General features: G+C 40.1%; 17 protein-coding genes. 5 read left to right on the top strand and 12 right to left on the bottom strand.

Translation table 11 applies throughout. The features are described from left to right. Positions 1-180: 180 nt before the first annotated feature. The 12 genes from ABJL82_RS04040 to ABJL82_RS03985 all read right to left on the bottom strand — a co-directional run bounded on the left by ABJL82_RS04040 (position 181) and on the right by ABJL82_RS03985 (position 16,619). Positions 181-1,983 carry a dynamin family protein gene (locus tag ABJL82_RS04040; RefSeq protein ID WP_347273434.1) on the bottom strand — a complete coding sequence of 601 codons (1,803 nt, stop codon included), beginning with the start codon at positions 1,981-1,983 and terminating at the stop codon, positions 181-183. Positions 1,984-2,341: 358 nt separating this feature from the next. Continuing rightward, a complete protein-coding gene (smc, locus tag ABJL82_RS04035; protein ID WP_347273433.1) occupies positions 2,342-5,965 on the bottom strand; it encodes a chromosome segregation protein SMC in 3,624 nt (1,207 codons plus the stop codon). 756 nt (positions 5,966-6,721) lie between these two features. Further along, positions 6,722-6,901 carry a hypothetical protein gene (locus ABJL82_RS04030; RefSeq protein WP_347273432.1) on the bottom strand — a complete coding sequence of 60 codons (180 nt, stop codon included), beginning with the start codon at positions 6,899-6,901 and terminating at the stop codon, positions 6,722-6,724. 49 nt (positions 6,902-6,950) lie between these two features. Next, on the bottom strand, positions 6,951-7,685 hold the full coding sequence (locus tag ABJL82_RS04025; RefSeq protein WP_347273431.1) for an anaerobic ribonucleoside-triphosphate reductase activating protein: 735 nt from the start codon (positions 7,683-7,685) through the stop codon (positions 6,951-6,953). Positions 7,686-7,754: 69 nt separating this feature from the next. After that, a complete protein-coding gene (gene nrdD, locus ABJL82_RS04020; RefSeq protein WP_347273430.1) occupies positions 7,755-10,193 on the bottom strand; it encodes an anaerobic ribonucleoside-triphosphate reductase in 2,439 nt (812 codons plus the stop codon). 60 nt (positions 10,194-10,253) lie between these two features. After that, positions 10,254-10,724, bottom strand: a complete 471-nt coding sequence (gene nrdR / locus ABJL82_RS04015; protein WP_347273428.1) for a transcriptional regulator NrdR — start codon at positions 10,722-10,724, stop codon at positions 10,254-10,256. 403 nt (positions 10,725-11,127) lie between these two features. Continuing rightward, positions 11,128-11,607 carry a cytidine/deoxycytidylate deaminase family protein gene (locus ABJL82_RS04010; RefSeq protein WP_347273512.1) on the bottom strand — a complete coding sequence of 160 codons (480 nt, stop codon included), beginning with the start codon at positions 11,605-11,607 and terminating at the stop codon, positions 11,128-11,130. Position 11,608: 1 nt separating this feature from the next. Further along, positions 11,609-13,015: a tRNA uridine-5-carboxymethylaminomethyl(34) synthesis GTPase MnmE gene (mnmE, locus tag ABJL82_RS04005; protein ID WP_347273427.1), complete on the bottom strand. Its 1,407-nt coding sequence runs from the start codon at positions 13,013-13,015 to the stop codon at positions 11,609-11,611. Positions 13,016-13,095: 80 nt separating this feature from the next. Beyond that, complete coding sequence (gene yidC, locus ABJL82_RS04000; RefSeq protein WP_347273426.1) at positions 13,096-14,784, bottom strand: membrane protein insertase YidC; 1,689 nt, start codon at positions 14,782-14,784, stop codon at positions 13,096-13,098. Then, complete coding sequence (locus ABJL82_RS03995) at positions 14,784-14,963, bottom strand: Trm112 family protein (protein ID WP_347273424.1); 180 nt, start codon at positions 14,961-14,963, stop codon at positions 14,784-14,786. Before ABJL82_RS03995 ends, yidC begins: the two co-directional genes overlap by 1 nt. A 264-nt stretch (positions 14,964-15,227) precedes the next feature. Then, positions 15,228-15,965: a segregation/condensation protein A gene (locus ABJL82_RS03990; RefSeq protein ID WP_347273423.1), complete on the bottom strand. Its 738-nt coding sequence runs from the start codon at positions 15,963-15,965 to the stop codon at positions 15,228-15,230. A 72-nt stretch (positions 15,966-16,037) separates the two neighbouring features. Then, positions 16,038-16,619: a site-2 protease family protein gene (locus tag ABJL82_RS03985; RefSeq protein ID WP_347273422.1), complete on the bottom strand. Its 582-nt coding sequence runs from the start codon at positions 16,617-16,619 to the stop codon at positions 16,038-16,040. A 625-nt stretch (positions 16,620-17,244) separates the two neighbouring features. On the opposite strand from ABJL82_RS03985, the gene ABJL82_RS03980 reads away from it, so the two are divergent. The 5 genes from ABJL82_RS03980 to ABJL82_RS03960 all read left to right on the top strand — a co-directional run bounded on the left by ABJL82_RS03980 (position 17,245) and on the right by ABJL82_RS03960 (position 21,073). Then, positions 17,245-17,697 (top strand): YaiI/YqxD family protein, encoded by a 453-nt coding sequence (locus tag ABJL82_RS03980; protein ID WP_347273421.1) that lies wholly within the window; start codon positions 17,245-17,247, stop codon positions 17,695-17,697. A 73-nt stretch (positions 17,698-17,770) separates the two neighbouring features. After that, on the top strand, positions 17,771-18,049 hold the full coding sequence (locus ABJL82_RS03975; protein WP_347273420.1) for a GIY-YIG nuclease family protein: 279 nt from the start codon (positions 17,771-17,773) through the stop codon (positions 18,047-18,049). A 104-nt stretch (positions 18,050-18,153) separates the two neighbouring features. Continuing rightward, positions 18,154-18,831, top strand: a complete 678-nt coding sequence (locus ABJL82_RS03970) for a hypothetical protein (protein ID WP_347273419.1) — start codon at positions 18,154-18,156, stop codon at positions 18,829-18,831. A gap of 63 nt (positions 18,832-18,894) precedes the next feature. Further along, positions 18,895-20,679: an oligoendopeptidase F gene (gene pepF / locus ABJL82_RS03965; protein WP_347273418.1), complete on the top strand. Its 1,785-nt coding sequence runs from the start codon at positions 18,895-18,897 to the stop codon at positions 20,677-20,679. 181 nt (positions 20,680-20,860) lie between these two features. Then, positions 20,861-21,073: a DUF3820 family protein gene (locus tag ABJL82_RS03960; RefSeq protein WP_347273417.1), complete on the top strand. Its 213-nt coding sequence runs from the start codon at positions 20,861-20,863 to the stop codon at positions 21,071-21,073. Positions 21,074-21,181 lie beyond the last annotated feature (108 nt).

Here is a 21,181-nt window from a genome sequence, read left to right as displayed (position 1 = left end):
TGCTTATATTTCAGTTTGGAAATATAGCGGCATAACAAAAAACCCCTTGTCAAGACCAATGCTCCGACAAGGGATTTTCCCCAATAAAAAACTCCTATCGAAGCAAGACTTCAATAGGAGTTATCAGCTATCACATAGCAATCAGGCGAACGCCATCGCCTATTTATTCAAAACCACACCTTATACCATTACCATATTTATTTGCTCCTGCTTTGCGTCAACCAGATTAATGGCATCCCAAACATTTGTCAGTTTTCCTTTGTGTTCTTCCAGCTTCTTAGCCTTGTTTGCCAATAACTCTAACTCAATCCGTACAGACTCATCGCCTGCCTTTCGTCTCTCCTGACCCTTTTGAATAGCTTGTTCAATTTGCTCTATAAGGTCGCTTCCAAGGTCTTTCAATTGTTTCGCATAGTGGTTAATGGTCTTGCGAATCCTTGTTGTAAGGTCTGAGCGTGTTCTGCCGCAATTACGGCTTACATCAGAAGACACCCTTTCCATCATCTCATGAAAAACCATCTTCCTGCTCATAGATTTAGGCAGGAAAGTACGCAGAATAGACTTAACTTCTTCTTCGGTAGGCGCCGTATATTCCTGCACCATATAATAAAAGCTATTGTCTTTCGTAAGTTCCACGGCAAATTCCGTCGTGTCCATAGCTACCTCAAAGAGTAGCTCGGCAGCCGTTTTAAACTCCCGTATAATATCGTTGGAACGTTTCGTAAAACGGTTAAAGGTCTCCTGCATATTATTTGAAATTACCTGCTCGGAATCCTTTCTAAACACATCGAATCCCCTGACAATCTCTTCTTTGATAACTTTTTGCATCTCATCACGAAAAACTGTTGGACTAAGCTCGGTATTTTTCTCATAGAAATCCGCAAGACATTGTTTTATTCTCGCTGTCTCTTTTTCTTCTAAAACCTTTAACATATCCTCCACCTTCAAACACAACTTGTCAGATTCGCCCTTGAGCAGATAAGCAATATCCTCTCTATCCTGTTTCAGGTTTGTAACCAGTTTATAAAAGGTGTTTAGCTTATCCTCTAATTCTTCACCGGAAGCCTCCAGGGTTCTCTTCTCGATAGCTATCTGAGATAATTTCCGGGAGATAAACCGCTGTGTCTTGGATATTGCCGTATTCAGGATAATCTTCCCTTTTTCCGAAGAAAGAAAACTCCCCAACGCGTCTGCAAGTTCCAAAAGACCGCTCTGTAAAAGCTGAACGTCATTGTTGATTATTTTTGCCTTCAGTGCTTCTCTGGCAGAAATAGGCCAGATTTTATGGACAGCAAACCCCATCTCCTCTAGCACCTGTTTATTAAAGGCGGCTATTTCCTCCACCTCGTTCGAAGTCAGATTATCAATCTTGTTTAACACGAAGAATATCTTCTGTGTGGAGTCTTTGATGGTATCAAGGAGTTCCTTTTCCACCTGTGAGATAGGAACATCGGCGCTCATCAGGAACAATGCGGCGTCAAGGTGGTCTAAAAATTCATACGTCGTTTCCGTGTTATGCAGAAAGGTTGACCCCACTCCCGGGGTATCGACCAGCATCATCCCCGCTTCAAGAAAAGGTGACGGATATTCAATGATAGCGCATCGCACTCCGCGTACATTTCCGGGATTTTCCTTTTCAGTAACATAACAAGGCAATTCATCCACACTAATTTCCCTTTCACTGCCATCTTCCATAAAAATCACACACCTGATTTCCTTGCCAAACCTCAGGATCGTCACAATAGAAGTTAATGGCACTACCGATGATGGGAGGACTTCTTTGCCAATTAAGCTGTTGATAAGAGTCGTTTTGCCTCTTTTAAACTGTCCTAAAATCACCAGATTAAAGCTGTTTGTTACCAACCGTTCCCTGACCATAGCAAGCAGGCCGTCTCCAATCACTGCATCTTCTTTTGACAAGGTCTCTATATTTTCAATTACACTCAATATTTCTTTCTTATGTTCTACGAATTCATCTAACATGAAACTTCAAATCCTCCACAAAAACAAACGGATCTGTCCATCTACTTAATGGAATTAATTAGGTCTTCGGCTACTTTTAACTGAATAAACAAAACGAGGTGACGCATGCAATGCGTCTCTACAAAAACGTTGAAATTCCTAAACGTAAACTTAACAGAAAAACCCCTGCCAAAACCATTCGTTTGACAGGGGTTTTCAAAATAAAAAAACTCCTGCCAAAGGGAATCTTTGACAGGAGTTATTAGCCACAATTGCGGCAATTAAGCGAACTCCATCGCATATATATTCATTTCATCAACTGCGGGTAATGATACTCACTCTTTCATCTGTTGTCAAACACATTTTGCCATTTTGCGTATTACGCAACTTTTTTCTCAATCTCATCAAACTTCACGGCAATCTTTTTTGATACCCCTGGTTCCTGCATCGTGATGCCATAAAGCACATCCGCAATGCTCATAGTAACTTTATTATGCGTAATCATGAGAAACTGCGTGTCTCTGGTAAACTCTTTAACAATAAGACTGAACCTGTTGATGTTGCTTTCATCCAGGGCGGCGTCCACCTCGTCGAGGATGCAAAAGGGACTTGGTTTTGTCTGAAATACCGAAAACAGCAGCGCCACGGTGATCATCACTTTCTCTCCCCCGGAAAGGAGGGTAATTGAACGAAGTTCTTTGTTGGGCGGCTGCGCAACTATTTCAATTCCCGCTTCGAGAATATCAACGTTCTCCTCCAAAATTATATCTGCCTTTCCTCCGCCAAACAGCTTCCGGAACATCATTTGAAAATTTTCCCGGATTTCATGGAAGGTTTTTTCAAAAGATTCACGGCTCGTATGATTAATTTTTTTTATCAGATTCAGCAGACTCGTATGCGACTTTTCGAGATCCTCCTTCTGGGTGAGGAGAAAACCCTCCCGGCTTTCAAGGTCTTCCTGTTCCGCAATGGCTTCCAGATTCACATTGCCCAAACGCTCCACTTTTCCTTGTAATTCTTCTATTTCAACAGAAACCGCCTTCCAAAATTCCTCCGGAGAAACATCGGACTGCGCTTGCTTCTCCTTCAAACTGCTGAGTTCCTGCTCAATTTCTTCCTGGTTATTATGTAGTTCGGAAATTTCAAGTTTATATTCTTCTCTTATTCGTTCCTCAAGATTGGTTATACGGATATGATATTCATTTTCTTTAAATCGCAATTCCTGAAGATGCTGTTCTACACTCCCATATTCTGTCTGGTTTCCTTCCAGGGATGTACGTAATTCCGCGACATGACAATCATTTCTTTCTATTTCTGCAATCAGATTTTCCGTTCTTTCATCAAGCACAATTTTTTCTGATTGAAGCGTCTCAATGTGTTGTTCCGTATTTTTAATTTCTATTTCTGCATCAAATATTTTCTGCTGACAATTTTTATGCTCATCGGCTATATCCCGAACCTGTTCTTCCATTTCCTGCAGGTCTGCGGAAAGTTTGTTTAACGTCTCTGCCAGACTGTCTTTTTTCTCTTCTTTCTGTGCAAGCATCACCTTTAAAGACATAATTTCTTCCTGCATTTCCTTCCTTATAACTTCCTTTTCCTTAACAAGCATCGATGTCTCTTCGATTTGTTGTTTTAGTGCTTCATGGCGTTGATTGAGGGCTTCCAATCTTTCCCGCAATAAAATTTCGCGTTCGTGGGTATTTTCTATTTCTCCGTTTATTTCTTCTGATTCCTCTTCGTTCATCTTTTCTTCTGCCAGAAGTTCTTCCTGCTTTTGTTTGTTTTGCGAAAGTTCATTTTCCTTTGACATTTTCAGTAAATTCGACTGTTCTATCTTTATCGCCAATTGGGCCGTTTTCTCTTCAAGCCCGGTCAGTTCGCCCACATACGTATGCTTTTCCCCCTCAAGCCTCTCTAGCTCCTCCTGTATCCGGAGCAATTCATCTTCAATTTTCTCCAATTCACTTCTGCGGGAAATAATGCCCACCTGCCCCTGCTTTCTGCCGCCGCTGATTGTCCCGTCCAATTCAAACAACTCTCCATTCAGTGTTATACAACGAACATTGACGCCCTGGCTATTCAGCCTCATTGCGGCTTCAAGATTTTCAACAACAAAGGCATTTCCCAGAAATCCCTCTATTACTCCCCTAATATCTTCCCTGCAATTAACAAGGCGGCTTGCAGCGCCAATGACATTCGGTTTTTGTAAAATTTCCTCATTGATAGAAGATTGCCCATGCATACGGTCTAATGGGAAAAAAATGGCATTTCCCCTTTGATGTTCCAGTAGAAAGGCAAGCGCCTCTATCGCATTTTGTGTTGTATTCACAACAATGCCTTGCACTTTATCTCCCAATGCAGCTTCAATGGCAAGAGCATACTGCAAATCCACCTTCAGCATATCTACAATCATGCCTTGTATACCCTTCAAAACAGAATCTGTTTTCTGCGATTCTTCAACAATACATTTTGCCCCTGACTCAATACCCTCTGCACGTACCTCATAATCCTTCAGTACTTCATGCCGCGATTTTTTACTGCTTTGCAATTGCTTTTTCAGGTTAATTTGGTCTTCTAAGGAACGGATTGTATTGATAATTTCTTGTATACGGCCTTTTGAAGTGGATAAATTGCTTTCTAAAATATCATACTCTGTTGTAATTGCAATTTTTTCATCGGCAACGGTCTCATATCTCGATTTCAACATATTCAGAGAAGAAGCAATTTCGTCCTGCCTTTTTTGAAGCCTCATCTCCCTGCTCATCAATGCTTCTTTTTCCATAGTTAAACTGCCTATTTCATTCTGTACGCCGGACTCTTTTTGCAGTGTAGCAATAACCTCCGCCTTTTTTTCTTCCATACCCTGATACAACATATCGCATTCGAGGTTTATTTGTTTACTTGAAATTTCTTTATTCTGATAGTCGTTTTGTACAGTTGTTATATCCCGCTCCAATACATGCAGCATTTCTTCAGACTTTAAAATAGTGTTCTTTGTTTCGCCTATCTTATTTTCTAATGTCTTTTGCTGCTCAAGGAGTCTTTCGCGCCGGGTTTTTAATTCTTTAATACGTTCGGTATTATATTTTATTTTATCCACGTCTTTTGATATTTGCGCTTCAACATTCATTTTTTTAGTCTGTAATGCAGCAGATTGCAGTTCCAATTGTTCCAGGGCATCTTCAACTTCATTTATTTGTAATTTAAGATTATCTATAATATTGGTTACTTTTTGCTTTTGTGCTTCTATTTGTTTTATTTGTTCATAAACAGATGCCTTATTATCACCAAGCTCTCTGTAATTTTTAAGCGAAAGTCCTACCTTTAGTTTTTTTAATTGTTCTTTATACTCCTGGAATCTTCTCGCCTTCGATGCCTGAACTTTTATGGAACGAAGCTGCTTTTGCAGCTCCTCAATAATGTCGCCTATTCGCAACAAATTTTGTTCCACGTGTTCTAATTTAGACAAAGCCGCTTTTTTCTGTAATTTGAATCTGCTAATACCTGCGGCCTCTTCAAACAATGCGCGCCTTTCGTGAGCATTCGCCCTGAGTAACGCATCAACATTCCCTTGTTCAATCACAGAATACGCATTTGAACCAAAGCCTGTATCCACAAAAAGTTCACGTATGTCTTTTAATCTGCTGGTTTGCTTATTAATAAGATATTCAGATTCTCCGGAAGCATACAACCGGCGCGTAATACATACTTCAGTATATTCCAGAGGCAATAGTCCCTTATTGTTCAAAATGGTCAACGACACTTCCGCATAACCAAGAGAAGGCCTTTTTTCGGTACCATTAAAAATAACATCCGACATTTCATTGCCTCTCAACGATTTAACGCTTTGTTCTCCAAGCACCCATTTAACAGCATCCACTATATTGCTCTTGCCGCATCCATTGGGACCTACAATGACATTTATGCCGTCCTCAAAAACAACTTCGGTTTTTTCAGCAAACGATTTAAATCCGAACAGTTCCAGCTTCTTTAATTTCATAACACTGCGCTACTTTTTTTAATTAGGTTGGGTTAAAAAAAACGAAACCCCGACGGTTTTTATTTTACCTACCACTCAATCCTCTCCCGGGAAGAGACATCCAAAATTCTCCTCATTGACAGGACAAGCGTATTACATTTCATGTCATAAAACCAGGCAAGGATACCTGGCCTACCATAGGAACCGCGTTGAGTTTGTCAATTGCTTAACTAAAAAGATTGAAATTCCTTAACATCAAATTCTGCTATCTTTGGCAACGATTTTTTAAGGTTCCGCTCCAAAAAGAGAGGACTGGTGTATGTAAAGACTTTTTTACCTGCCCTAAATCCCCTTCCATGAGGGGACATCTAAAATTCCACTCTCGAGAGGGATAGGGATGTGTTTATTAATTGATTTGCTAAAAAGATTAAAATTTCTTGTGTTAAATTAATCTTTTGGCTAGCAGAGACGCGAGGCATTTGCATCTCTACAGACTCGATGCTATTCTGGAATTTTGAAAACCTTCATTCCGTAGCCCACGATTTACTGTTAAAAACGGGCAGGGGGGGCATAAAACACTATGATACTTTAGTTGGCTAATTAATGACAAAGAAGGGCGTTCCGATGGAATCGAAACGCCCTTCCCCCATTACACATAGATTGGTCCCACACCAATAAAAAAACGTATGCAAAACTGTCTCGTTCCTAATAACCTAGATACATAAATACTTTTGAATACATGTGTCTGCTAAAATATAAATAATATTAAACGGACTATTACTTTTTCGACTTCTTTGCAGCTGGTTTGGCTTTTGCTTTTGTCGTCGTCTTCGCTTTTTCTGTTGTTGTCTTTGCTTTTGTTGCGGTTTTTGCTTTTGTCGTTTTGGCGTCAACACTCTTTGTAGCTGTTTTCTTTGCTCCTGTTTTTGCGGAAGTACCACACTTCTTTACCGGCATTAAATATCACCCCCTCTCATAGATTATTGGGACCAACGGTATAATGAACCTACCAATTTCTAGATAAAACTTTTCCTTCATCTCCCCGGACACAGCAATAATTAACATATTTGCCTGCCACCATTGCAAATTCCCTGAGCATTTCAAAAGAATAGGGCTTTTCATTTAACATATCCGCATTCAGACAATGATTCGGCCTAAAGGACTGTAGGATATATCGTTCCGCACCCCTGATGGACATTGCGATATCCTCAATATCATATTGGTCCAATTGTGAAGGACAGACCGTAGTACGGAATTCATACTCAATGCCACTCTCCATAATAATATGAATACTATTTACAATATCCTCTACATTGCAGGGAGTTCCAGCTATTTCTTCATACTTATTTTTACGAAGAGGCGCTTTTACATCCATTGCAATACAATCCAAAAAGCCTTTTTCGATTAAATCTTTCAATGCATAAGGATTCGTTCCGTTTGTATCTAGGCGCACCAGAACACCAATATCCTTGAATATTTTCAGCAATTTGCCTAATTCCTTATACATGGTGGGTTCTCCGCCCGAAACAACAACGCCATCTATCCACCCAAAACTTTGCTGTAGTTTTTTCGTTACGGACTCCAAAGGTATTGATTCTAATTTATTCGGGGTTTGCACCAAATGAGGGGCATGACAATAATGGCAGAGAAAATTGCACGTTGGCAGAAAAATGATGGAGGCAATCTTTCCTTCCCACTCCAAGAGACTATTTTCAATAAAACCTTTAATTGGTATATTCATTCAAAAAATCCAAATAAAAATTTGAAAAATATCACCACTACCGCTGCCATGTTAAATAAAGCTCGTATTCTAACTTTTTGCCGCACAAGATTCTACAGAAGCACTCTTGCCTGGAAAAATATCCTCTACACGATAATTGCCCTTATGCCTGTCCGCCAATTCACTGATTTTAGATTTGTTCCAATTATTTATACGGCTGAAATAGCCTACAATTCTTGTTATACCATAGACATTTCTCGATCCGCAATAGCCGCAAACATCCGTAAGTTTTTTTGTGACTTTTTTACAATCGTTGCAAATGGTGAACTCAGGAGATATGGTAACCTGGGCGGCCTGTGTATTTTTAAATGTTTTTTTCACGAGATTCATAATACTGGCGGCAGGAGGCCTTTCTTCTCCTACAAATGCATGTATTATTGCGCCAGATTCAATCATCGTGTGAAATTTACTCTGAAGGTATATTCTGGTAATCATATCTACCGGGGCATCCGGGCGAAGATGTATGCTATTGGTATAATACAAGCCGTCTCTTTCGTCATTTCCCTTTACAACGTCCGCCGCTTCAGGGAAATTTCGCATATCCACCTTTGCCAATCTTCTGCTTGCACTTTCCGCGGGAGATTCTTCCAGAGAAAACTTCAACTTATGCTTTTTCCCTGCTTCCTTCACACGCGTATACATGTGGGAAACTACGCGCAAACCCTGGCGGATCATATCATCACCTTCGTGTAATTCTTTTCCCGTCATAAACTGCAAGCATTCATTTAATCCAATAATGCCTACAATATACGTTGACGCCTCAAGATCTACGTATGGACGACCATCTTTTGCTTTCTTTCCAATTTCCCAAAGAGGCATTTCCGGGCCCGACATTAGTTTGCTGATAAATTTCTTTTTCTGAAGATGCGCCTTTACCGCAATTTCAATTGCTTTATCAATCTCTTTGTAAAGCGTATCCCAATTACCTTTTCCCGCCTTATAGGAAGCCTGGGGTAGGTTAATCGTTATATTTTGAAAGCCGCAAAAACGCATGCTTTCAGGATGTTTGATCATATAATTATCATCAATTGTAGTACGTAAACGGCAGCATGCAGAGAGGGTTATCTCGTCCCTGTCAAATACAAAGTACGGTACGCCATTCTCACTGGCAATCTGACAGGCATATTCCAAAAGTTCATATTGTTTCGGATCTTTAAACGATTCTTCATTTATGTGGAAATCACATTTAGGAAACGCAAAAACATGGCCATAACAATCCCCTTCCCTCCAAACATCCAACATCGCAAGCGTAAACCTTCTTGCCGTTTCCGCATATTCTCCATACGTTTTTCCAGTCGGTTTCCCGCCAGGACCTATCGCAGGGATATCTTTTAAATAACCGGGAATGCCTGTGTGTATATTAAAGTCAAGAAATAACGTCTGCCCCCCCCTGGAAAAAGCGCTCTGCGAACAGCTAAATATGAGGTGTTGTGCCTCCTGCTTCATTTCCTGATGGCTCATTCCTTCAAGGTAAGGAGCATACATAATATTAATATACCCAACACCTAACGCCCCGGCATAATATGCCTGCATGGAAGCCAGGAAAGTATTTAAATGGCCTGTCAATGTACGCGCGTGCTTCGCCGGCGCTGAATCGGTATCTAAATTCTCAAGCGACAATCCATATTTTTTCAAATACTCCAAAGAATGAGAAGAGCAATATACTCTAGTAGGATATCCGAGGTCATGAAGATGTACCATCCCACTTAGATGTGCCTCAGAGACATCTTTGGAAAAAACCTCCTGAAGCGCATATTGTTTTAAAGTGTTTTCTGCAATTGCAAGATTTATTGCTTCCGGATTATTCGTGGCAATGTTGCTGTTTTCCTTATTTTTTGACAGTATTAACTCATCGAGATCATATTTGGGCATACCAAGCACGGCCTGTTTTTCCAGTTTTTTACTGTATCCACGCTCAAACAATTCATTATCCACCAGCTCCCGGATTAAAGACGTTGAAATACGGTTCAACCCTGAAGAAAACACCCTTTGCTCCACTACGCTTGCAATTTCTTCAGCAACCTCTCCGGAGATATCCGCCTCCTTTTCCAGCGCTACGGCGACTTTTCTTTTATCCCATGGAAAAGTTTCGTCCTTTGTTTCCGTGTCGACCATGAGAGAAACATCTGTAGTATCCACTCTTTTCTGGGATTGCTTTCTTACTCTCAGCGAATCACGAATTCTTGCCCTTTTGTCTCTATATATAATGTAAGCCTTCGCTGTTTTCGCATGCCCCGTCTCAATAAGTACCTTTTCCACCACGTCCTGGATATCTTCTATGCCCGGGGGATTTCCATTGTGCTTCTTCGCCAAAAACATGGAAACCACAACAGCCAGTTCTTCTGCCAAAGCACGGTCATTACCCCCAACAGCCTGCGCCGCCTTGAAAATCGCATCAGCAATCTTTTTTTCAACAAAAGGGGCTGTTCTTCCGTCCCGCTTTACGACATACTCTATCATATTACCCATATATTTCCGTACCTCCTGCCAGGATTAATAGTATATTCTTACAAACTTGTATTTGTTCTTTCATCGCATCTTCTTCTTGGTTCCCTGCATAAGCGGTTTTAGCTCATCTATAAATTCCGAAATATCTTTAAATTCCCTGTATACAGAAGCAAAACGAACATAAGCAACCATATCAAGAATCCTTAATTTTTGCATTACTAAGGAGCCAATAAAGTTTGCATTTACTTCACGGTCGAATTTGCTATATATTTCACGCTCTATTTCATCAACGATATTTTCTATTATATCGGTGGAGACAGGCCGCTTCTCACACGCTTTCAGCAAACCATTAAATACTTTTTTCCGATCATACATCTCGCGCCTTCCATCTTTTTTAACAACACGCAATGGATTTTCTTCAACTCGCTCGTATGTGGTATACCGACGACCACAGCCCAAACACTCCCGTCTGCGCTTAATGCTTAGACCATCCGCTGTTGTGCGGGAATTAATCACCTTGTCATTATCCGCTTTACAAAACAAGCATTGCATGTGTCCTTAACCTAACCTGGACAAGCCAGAACCAAACAAGCACGAAATACAAAACAAATCCAAACAACAATACAAATCACGAAATACGAAAGATGCGCTCGCTTAGAATATCAAATCATTTTATCATTAGAATTCGTTTCGTATTCAGTATTTCGGGTTTCACCATTAAATATTTTAACAAAACAATGTAAAGAAATTACAGATAAGGAACCAAAATACCTGTATCGCTATATATGTTAGTCTGAAGTATATATCATACAAGATATATGATGTCAAGGAGATTTATCAAAAAACCTGCTTTATTGATTTTCAAACAAAAACAATTCAACGTTTTTACTGTATTATTGCGCTTAACACGTATACTATCGGGGACAAAAACTTTTTATTTTTGAAAGGTGTTTTGTTACCATTTTTCATCGCCCACAACAGGTTCTTCAAGCCCTGCAAAGTCAACCGGGACATTTGCCATATGAAGTATTTCTTTTGCAAGGGCATCGGGGTAATCGGAAAGGGTAACAATACGCTTTATTCCGGCATTCACCAGCATTTTAGCACACAAAGAACATGGACAGGTTGTGCTATACAAGGTTGCTCCCGAAATTTTTATTCCGTAGCGCGCTGCTTGTATAAGAGCATTCATTTCAGCATGAAGCCCACGGCATAATTCGTGGCGTTCGCCAGGCGGCACTCTTAATTGTTCCCGCAAACAGCCAATTTCCAGACAATGCTGAAGCCCGCTTGGCGCTCCATTGTAACCTGTGGCAAGAATATGTTTTTCCAGCACAAGAACAGCACCTACCTGTCTGCGCAAGCATGTTGACCGCCGCGCAACTTCTTTTGTAATCCTCAAAAAATATTCGTCCCATGAAGGCCTCTCGTGCATGTCACTTGCCAATACAAAATTCCTGAAATATTTTATCTAAAATATCCTCTGTCGTAATTTCACCTACTACTTCACCAAGAATGTCCACTGCCATTCTCAGGTCTATGGCAATAAATTCATCGCTCATAGTATCCCTGAAAGACGCTATTGCTTGTTCTATTCGTTCGTACGACCGTTGCAAGGCGTCTTTTTGATAAACGTTAAAAAAATGAAGTGTATTTGATCGATCTATCTGCCCGTCCAGAACTTTATCAAGCATCAGTGTTTTTAATCTCTCCAGTCCCTTACCGTTTAATGCAGAAACATACACAACAGGATATTTTTTTACTTCCTCCGGCAGTTTAAAGGATGAACAGGCCGGCATTAAATCGCATTTGTTGACCACCACAATTACATTATTGGCAACCTCACTATGATTTATTTCCAATGATTGGATATCCATTTTCTCATTACCGGCAAAAACAAGCAATAACAGATGTGCACTTTTCAAGGCACTTTGAGCCTTTTCTCTTGCTTGTACAAAAACATGTTCTCTTGCTTCATCAAATCCCGCTACATCAGTTAATTTAAAATACACGCTTCCCATTTCTAAAACTCCGGTAACCATATCACGCGTAGTCCCTGGTCTGTCACTGACAATAGCTCTTTTCTCCCCCAGCAGCGCGTTAATCAAACTCGATTTTCCCACATTCGGTTTGCCATATAGTACCGTGCGGATTTCTTCAGAAGATATTTTATCCGCCGGCGGCTTATTCATAAGATTAACGATATCATTTCTAATATCTTCCATTTTGTTTATCATTTCCGCCCGGGATATTAATTCAATGTCCTGGTCTGAAAAGTCAATGGAAGTTTCAATATACGTACAAAGGGAGGTTATTTTGTTTTGAATATTTTTAATCCGCTGAGAAGCATTTCCCGACAATTGCAAAATTGCCAAATCGAGTTCTGAATCTGATTGCGAACGAATGAGATTTTTTATCGCTTCTGCCTGCGCAAGGTCTATCCGTCCGTGCAAAAATGCCCGTCTTGTAAATTCTCCCGGCCGCGAAAGCCGCAAACCGTCTTTTAATCCAGTTTTTTTTTGTAAAATATATTGCAGGATCATTTCTCCGATTGGCCTGCCTCCCAAGGTGTGAATCTCCACGATATCTTCTTTTGTATAGGAATGTGGCTGCCTCATCACATATAAAACAGCAGGAATTTTTAATGACTCCGCAGGCAAACAAATACATCCTTTTATAGAAATAAATGTTTGTACGTTTTCTAGTTTTATATTAGCGGAAGGAACAAATATTTCATGGATCGAGGGAATTGCCTCTGACCCGCTTATCCTGATCACTGCGTGAAAGGATCTGCCTGCCGGCGTTGCCACGGTAAGAATGGTATCCTGTACTTCAGGAAACATATGACGTCACGGTTATATTAGGGATATTTTTTGCCTATTGAATATTTAGCTATGGGAGCGCAAAAAAAGGGGGGCTCACACTAAACTATTTTTATCTTTTTAATAGATTTTCTAATGAAGAGGCTTTCAACGATGCTGAATATAGTGCTTGTTGTCCAATAAAGGGTAAGCCCTGAAGGCATTTTATATAAAATGAACGCAAACATAATTGGCATAAACGACATCATTTTTTGCTGCGCCTGCGCCTGTGGGTCAGTGGCTGGAGATTTCGGCGTTAATTTCATCTGAACAAAAGATGCGCCGGTCATTATTATCGGCAGGATATTCAGGGTATTACCGAGAAAAGGAATGGTAAACGGCAAATACATCAGTGTGTCGGGCATGGAAAGATCATTTATCCAAAAAACAAAAGGCGCCTGCCTCATTTCAAAAGAGAGCTGCAGCGTTCTGAACAGTGCAAAAAAAACAGGCAATTGCAATATCATTGGCAAGCAGCCGCTCATTGGATTTACGCCATATTTTTTAAACAACAATACCTGTTCCTGACCTATTTTTTGCTTATTGTTTTTATATTTTTCCTTGAGCTGGTTAATCAGCGGTTGCAACTGTTGCATCCTAAACATGGAAACCTGGCTTTTTCTCGTTAACGGAAACAAAAGCGCCTTGATAATTATCGTTAATACAATGATGGAAATGCCATAATTGGGAATTACGCTATGAACAGCATTTAAAAAACCAAGAAGCAATTTACTTATGGCATGCAACCACCCATAACTTATGATAGCATCCATGGTGCTATATTGCCCCAAAACCTCTTCTTTCTTCGGGCCTACAAAATAGAGATATCCATGCCTGACGGACGTGTGCGGAGCTATGTGTATTCTCCCCGTCTGCAAGCTGACCATAAAGTCACCCTGTTCCGATTTTCCCTCTGACGGCATACCTTGCATATCAAATGCCTGAAGGTGAACAGATGCTACCCATTCACTGGAAACAGGCTTCAACACAGTGGCAAAATACTTATTCGTTGAACCCGCCCAGACAATGCCGCGGGACTCATTTTTGGCCGGAAATCCTTTCGGTGCAGTGGATACTAATTTAACTTTATGGTTCCCCATATCGATGCCGACAAGCCCTGCAATGTCGGCTGAAATTTCACCTTCATGCGTAATCATGGATGAGGCAATGATATCGTATGCTAAAGAAATTTCAGAGTCTGTATTGTTTTCCAATACAATTTCCATATCCACATGGTATTTACCATCCGGTATGGAAACGGTCTTGATAAGATTAAGCCCGCTTTCCAGACTTGTACTAAATGAGATCCTACCCTTGCTTCTATCAATTATCCTGTATCTCTGTCTTTGGAAATTTGCATTTTGATATATATAGCTTATGGCGAGGGGACGATATTCCGTATCAGCATCTTTTATTAATTCTAAAGTATCTTTCGAATCCTGACTTTTAAAATCCTTTAGTTTAACCGACTTGAGCGCCGCTCCTTCATTTATCCACACTGTTTTAATATATTCATTTTCAACCACAACTTCCTCTTTATGTATATCCATCTCATGCAAAGTTTCCGGAGAAGTCAGCAACGAAGGAGCGACCGTTCTTGTTTCTTTTTTTGCTTCGCCACGTTTTTCGGCAGAGAGTTCCTCTTGTGTTACCTTTTCTGTTTTTGGCGACAGCAAGGGCAATATAATGGGGTAGTATAATAACATTATTACCCCGCAAATGATTAATGCAATCAGCGCTCTTCTATCCATTAAGCTTCCTTCTCTTTCGTTTCAGGCAATTCCGCTTCATCTATGAGCATAACCGGTATATCATCTTTTACAGGATACCTTCGCCCGCATTGTACACAGATAATCCTGTCTCCCTCCAGCCGAACATCTGTTTTGCACAGCGGACATGCGAGTATTTCCAACAATTCCTTAGAAACCATAACCTATTATCTCCAAAATGACATTTCAATGCCAAAAACATTTTTTTGAATACTTTTTAAGCAGCCGCAGCCAAAAATAAAACTCACATTTATGTCCGCGTGTTTATTTTTTCGGCGGCAATACCTGCCTTACGAGACAAACAAAGAAGCAGAGATACTAACAAACTAACGAATTAAATTCAAATTAAAACTATGTATGCCAATGTTATGGGATACGCTTGCACAAAAAAGAGGTGAAAAAGTGGCGAGTTAAAGTGTGTGTAATTAATTGTATAAAAATATTTGTACGTCGGAGTAATTTAATGGCTGTTCTATTCTTACCTTATTCTGCCTTACCAATTCTAATAGCGCCAAAAAAAAACCAATGATGCGATGTCTTTCTCTTATCCCTTCAAAAAGCGCAAAAAAAGAAACAGGGGCACCCTGTTGAACACGCAATAGAACGGCCTCCATATAATCCTTTACCGGGGTATCGTCGTAAACAATTGTCCTGCCCTGAACATCAAACAATGTTTGACTCATCAGGTCTGAAAATTTTTGCAACAAATCCCAAAGGCTCACCCCTTCAAGAGGAATTTTCTCTTCGTTTTCTGCCGCTGTTTCTAAGGGATTTTCATAATATAAACGTTTCCATTTTCTGCCCCAATGATCCGCTTTATGAGACAAGACGATAGAGGTTTCCTTGTATTTTTTATATTCTAACAATTGTTTTACCAAAGAAGTCCTTGGGTCTTCAATTTCATCTTCATCTTTCATTTCGGTCTTTGGAAGGAGCATATACGATTTTATATACATTAACGTTGCGGCCATTATCAAAAAATCGCCGATATTGTTCATGTCAAGCGTCTGCAATGCATCCACATAGTGCAAATAGTGTTCTGTAATCCTGGAAATAGGAATGTCATAAATATTTACCTCTTCCTTTTTAATCAAATAAAGGAGCAGATCAACAGGACCGTTATAAATGTCCAAATCTACTTTATAATTATCCGTTATTTCCATAAAGCTTATCCTGCAAAAAGTAAAAGTACTGCATTTTTCTCTGCCGCTTCAATAAAAATGCCGTCCTCCCTTTTAAGATAATCCGGAGAAAAGCCTCAGGAAGTATTTTATCGGAGGGCCAAGCACCAGGCTAATAATAGACACACCGGTAAAATTCCCCATTACAATAAGCCCTAACAGGATAAAGGGTCCGTAACGTTCTATTTCTTTATATCGGACGGACAGTCTATACGGCAATAAGCCTTCCAGGATATGTGAACCGTCAAGAGGAAAAATTGGGATCATATTAAAAAATGCCAATGACAGGTTTACGACAATCACCGTGATTAATAAATTAAATATCATCATGGAGAGATTTGACGGAAGGGGAATATTGCGCAAAAGCTGAAATGCCATGCCAAATAAAAATGCCGAAATGAAATTAGATGCAGGGCCTGCAAATGAAACAATCATGTTATCCCTGCGTGGAGTTCTAAAATTGTTGGGATTTATGGGAACAGGTTTGCCCCATCCAAAACCTGCAAAAACAAAACATAACGCCCCCATAATATCGATATGGGCAAGCGGGTTTAACGTTAATCTGCCTTGTAGTCTTGCTGTTGGGTCGCCACACCTGTTTGCCGTCCAACCATGAAAAAATTCATGTATTGTCAACGCATAAAGAATTGCTGGTATTGTTATGATTAAATTGTTTATATTAAAAATCGCTCTGTCCCTATTATTAAAATTTTAAAAATTATAAAAAATAATAACACAATAAAAATATGTTGTCAAGTTAGCAGAACAATTTGATTTATGCAAATTTCCTTTTATTTTAGCACAAATAGGCGTATAAATTTGTAATAATTTGTAACACTTTAGTCTTTTGAAACAGGAAATAGTCATTTGTAGTGCGACGAGGTTCGTCGCACCAAAAAAACAGTGCGATATTGTCAAAAAAATAAGGTTTTCGGAAGATGAATAATAAAATTTATTGCAAGGGTGGTACAGGCATCCTGCCTGTATTCCGCACAGGCAAGATGCCTGTGCCACCCATCTATTGATACCTGGATTGTATATTAAATTTTAGAAAAACAGATACTTTTGGCTATATACGATAAAGAATAGGGTCTACTCAAAATAATGCGACGAACCTCGTCGCGCTACATTGTTGGAATTTTTCAAAATACTAAAGTGTTACATAAATTTTAATTGCATTGCATATGTGTCGTGAAAGCCGAATATAAAGAAACATCGCTACCTGTTATACAGCGGGCATTATTCCCTGAAAGGGCGTTAAATGCAGATACTCGTCGATGCTGATGCATTTCCCGGCGTGATAGTGGATATCCTGTTCCGGGCAGTTGAGCGTGTTCGCGTTCCTTTGATTCTGGTCTCGAACAAGCATCTGAAGATTCCTCAATCTATGTACATTTCGAGTATTACTGTATCTACGGGTTTTGATGTGGCAGATAATCGTATTGTTGCAATGGTTCAACAGGGCGACCTGGTTATTACTGCTGATATACCGCTTGCAGACCGCGTTGTTGAGAAGGGCGGATATGCGATTGACCCGCGAGGTGAGCTTTATACGGAAGCGAACATAAAACAGCGGCTGGCTATGCGCAATCTCCTGAATGAACTCCGGAACGGCGGCATGATTACCGGCGGCCCCTCTTCGTTTGGCCGGAAAGACATTCAGTCGTTCGCCTACCAACTGGATCGTTTTCTGACAAAACATTGTAAGGGCTGAAGGAGCATAACAATGACATGCATGCAGTCGCTCCATGCTTCGCGCCGATTATGCTTATGTGAGGCGTTTAAAAATGAATAATTGGTTTTTGTATGTCATACGATGTAAACATGGAAGATTATATACTGGCATTACCACCGATGTGGAAAGAAGATTTGCAGAACACTCAAGTGATGATAAAAAAGGGGCAAAATATTTAAGGGGAAAAGCCCCTTTAACGCTGGTCATGAAAAAGAAGATTGGAAGCAGGAGTATGGCGCTAAAGATGGAAGCAAGGGTAAAAAAACTATCAAAGATCAAAAAAGAGATGTTTGTAGATGGTAAAATCAAAATAAGAGAAATAGGGAAATAGAACAGACACGGGATTGGGCCCACAGCTTTGATATTTACTATTCGTTTTATTTGAATAAACCTTATCAGGTTAAGATTTGACAGAAATATTGAGGTAGCAAAGAATTGTCCAACATTCTAATTCCTACAAAATCACCAGAAGATTGGAAAGACTTCCTGTCTGAACCAGACAAACAGTGGAAATCCGGTTATTCAGCCAGGGCACTTGCCTATTGTTGGGAAGAAGCTAATGGCTTCCCGGCAAGTGTACAATTTGTTTTCTCGAAGGCAGGAGCACCTTTTTATGATTTAGAACCACTTCTGATACTCCCGGAACACAAAGTACCACTGCCCGGAGGCCAGCGACCGTCTCAAAATGATATTTGGGTCTTGGCAAAATCTAAAAATGAATTGGTATCAATGGGCGTTGAGGGTAAAGTTTCTGAACCTTTTGGGCCTACTCTCTATGAATGGATGGAACAAGACTCGCCTGGCAAACGGAAAAGGCTTGAATTTTTGAAAAACGAGTTATGCTTGAATGAAACTATCCCAAAAACCATCAGATACCAGCTTCTGCATAGGACTGCTTCTGCAATCATTGAAGCGAAGCGTTTTAATGCTGCGCATGCCGTGATGATGGTGCGTTCTTTCAGTCAGACGCATGAATGGTTTGATGATTACAACAAGTTTCTAGGCCTTTTTAACCTGCGTGGCGCTCCAAACCTTATTTCATCCATGAGTATGAGTAATCTTGAATTACATTTTGCATGGATACAGGGTGAGGAACAGTATCTCAGCATATAATCGTTGGAATGGGTTTACATCTTTGGTATTTGATATTGGAGTCCGGGGGCCATTAATAAATATATGAACAAAAATAAAACGCGGGATCAAATAGAAGACAAATACAAATGGGATTTGTCTGTTTTGTATGCATCGGATGATTGTTGGGAGAAAGACTACCGGAAGGTGGAAAAAGGACTTCCTCCGCTCCTGGAGTTTAAAGGTGCTCTTGCCGATTCTGGCAAACTCGGGCAGTTCATGCAGTTATACATTAACCATTCTATCGTGAGAGAAAATTTATATGTGTATGCGCATGTACGCTTTTTTGAAGATACCAGGAATGCCGTGTATGAAGAGATGAAGGGACGTGTCGAACTGCTTGTTTCAAAGATTTCTGCAGAAACCGTTTTTATAAAAAAAGAGCTGTCATCTTTATCGCTCGATGATATCGATACGATGATTCATGAAAATTCTCAGCTTGCAGGGTATCGCTTCTTTTTGAAAAGCTATGCCCGATACAAACCGCACATCCTTTCGGAGGAAACTGAAACTGTTTTAGCGGAACTGGAGATTGCTTTAAAAAAACCTGATGATGTTTTTTCGGCCTTTAATGATAACAATATTTCATTTGAGGAATTTGAACACAAGGAGGAAAAAATCCACCTCTCTCATGCAAAATATGCCCAACTATTAGAATTTCCCGACCGTGTTCTCCGGCAGAAGGTGTTTGATTATTACTATAGGCCATTCCGGCAGAATATTGATGTACTGGCAAATACCTATGCTGCAAATGTACTTGCAAATATTAAGCTGGCGAAGGTGCGCAATTATGCGTCGATACTGGAAATGTCCCTGTTTCCCGATTATGTGCCAAACAAGGTATTCAGCAATCTCGTTGAAGTCGCAAAAGAGAATATTGCTGTGATCAGCGAGTTCAATGCCCTCAAACAGGAAGAACTCGGAATAGAAACATTACACTTCTATGATAATTATGTTCCCCTGGTTAAAGATGTTGATAAAAAATATTCCTATGAAGAGGCGCGTACTTTGGTTCGTACTGCACTTGAACCGCTTGGGACTGAATATCTCAGGAAGTACGACGCTACCGTTAGTGCACGGGTAATTGATGTTTTTGAATCTCCCGGCAAAAGATCAGGAGCGTTCTCATGGGGAAGTTATGCGAGCCGGGGATTAATTTTCTTAAATTACACGGAAAAGTTTTCGGATGTTTCAACATTTGCACATGAATTCGGCCACTGCCTGCATCGGGATTATTCCATCGAAAATCAACCATACATTTATTATCAGAATCCCATCTTTCTGGCAGAGATAGCCTCGACATTCAACGAAGCGCTACTGTTTGATCATATGTCAAAGATTGCCGAAACCCGCGAGGAGAAGAAATTTTATCTGTATCATAACATGAAACGTATAGAGGCAACCTTCTATAGGCAGACCATGTTCGCAAATTTTGAAAAGGATATTCACGAGATGGCAGAATCCGGCAAAGTGCTTACCTCGAAAAGCATAACCGGCATTTACCGGAAAAACCTTGAAGCCTATCTGGGTAATGGAATGGTTATTGATGAACAATTAAACTACGAGTGGGCTAGAATTCCTCATTTTTACAATGCCTTTTATGTCTACAAATATGCTACCAGCCTGTCCGCAGCAATAGCTTTGTCTGAACGCGTAACCTCCGGTGAAAAAGGCGCAGTCGAAGACTATCTGGCATTTCTGGGGGCAGGGTCACACAAAGAACCGCTTGAAATCCTGAAAGACGCCGGGGTCGACCTTACCGGAAAAGAAGCATATGAAGTGACGGTTAACAAATTAAGGAAATTACTGAAAGAATACAAATCATTATAAGGGGTATGCTTTATAGTGGCAATACATGCCTTGCTACTACAAGGAAAATGTTTTATTCCTGTTATATAACAGGCACAGGTGAATATCTTTTTCAAAAAACCAAATTGTTACGAAGCCTCTAAAATCAAGCATGGCGTCCCCGGAATTCTCTAAACGTTTTGGTTTTGGAAAGAAGAACAATATGTTTCACGATAAAGAGTACCTTTTAAAGGTAGTGAAGGCACGCATGCCTTTTGGCAAATACAAAGGGCGATTGTTGATTGATTTGCCCGAAGCTTATATTGTATGGTTTGCCCAACAGGGATTTCCGAAAGGTGAATTGGGCAATATGCTTGAATGCGTCTACGAAATCAAGCTGAACGGACTGGAATATTTATTGAATCCACTGCGATAATGTAATAATGCGTAACATTGTCTTAACAAGCATGTATACTCAAGAAGCTCACAATCTGTGATTTATAGACAATGTCGTACAAGTTCAACACGGACAAACAAGGTTTGT

This window comes from Candidatus Kuenenia sp., from assembly GCF_039794105.1.
Classification (GTDB): domain Bacteria; phylum Planctomycetota; class Brocadiia; order Brocadiales; family Brocadiaceae; genus Kuenenia.
This window is presented reverse-complemented; position numbering and strand designations above follow the sequence as displayed.

Coding starts and splice junctions, on each gene's coding strand:
- smc (WP_347273433.1), bottom strand. CDS start 5,965: ATGAAATTAAAGAAGCTGGAACTGTTCGGATTTAAATCGTTTGCTGAA.
- ABJL82_RS03995 (WP_347273424.1), bottom strand. CDS start 14,963: ATGGTTTCTAAGGAATTGTTGGAAATACTCGCATGTCCGCTGTGCAAA.
- ABJL82_RS04025 (WP_347273431.1), bottom strand. CDS start 7,685: ATGAATATACCAATTAAAGGTTTTATTGAAAATAGTCTCTTGGAGTGG.
- ABJL82_RS04030 (WP_347273432.1), bottom strand. CDS start 6,901: ATGCCGGTAAAGAAGTGTGGTACTTCCGCAAAAACAGGAGCAAAGAAA.
- ABJL82_RS04010 (WP_347273512.1), bottom strand. CDS start 11,607: ATGCACGAGAGGCCTTCATGGGACGAATATTTTTTGAGGATTACAAAA.
- ABJL82_RS03960 (WP_347273417.1), top strand. CDS start 20,861: ATGTTTCACGATAAAGAGTACCTTTTAAAGGTAGTGAAGGCACGCATG.
- nrdR (WP_347273428.1), bottom strand. CDS start 10,724: ATGCAATGCTTGTTTTGTAAAGCGGATAATGACAAGGTGATTAATTCC.
- yidC (WP_347273426.1), bottom strand. CDS start 14,784: ATGGATAGAAGAGCGCTGATTGCATTAATCATTTGCGGGGTAATAATG.
- mnmE (WP_347273427.1), bottom strand. CDS start 13,015: ATGTTTCCTGAAGTACAGGATACCATTCTTACCGTGGCAACGCCGGCA.
- ABJL82_RS03990 (WP_347273423.1), bottom strand. CDS start 15,965: ATGGAAATAACGGATAATTATAAAGTAGATTTGGACATTTATAACGGT.
- ABJL82_RS03975 (WP_347273420.1), top strand. CDS start 17,771: ATGAATAATTGGTTTTTGTATGTCATACGATGTAAACATGGAAGATTA.
- ABJL82_RS04040 (WP_347273434.1), bottom strand. CDS start 1,983: ATGTTAGATGAATTCGTAGAACATAAGAAAGAAATATTGAGTGTAATT.
- ABJL82_RS03980 (WP_347273421.1), top strand. CDS start 17,245: ATGCAGATACTCGTCGATGCTGATGCATTTCCCGGCGTGATAGTGGAT.
- pepF (WP_347273418.1), top strand. CDS start 18,895: ATGAACAAAAATAAAACGCGGGATCAAATAGAAGACAAATACAAATGG.
- nrdD (WP_347273430.1), bottom strand. CDS start 10,193: ATGGGTAATATGATAGAGTATGTCGTAAAGCGGGACGGAAGAACAGCC.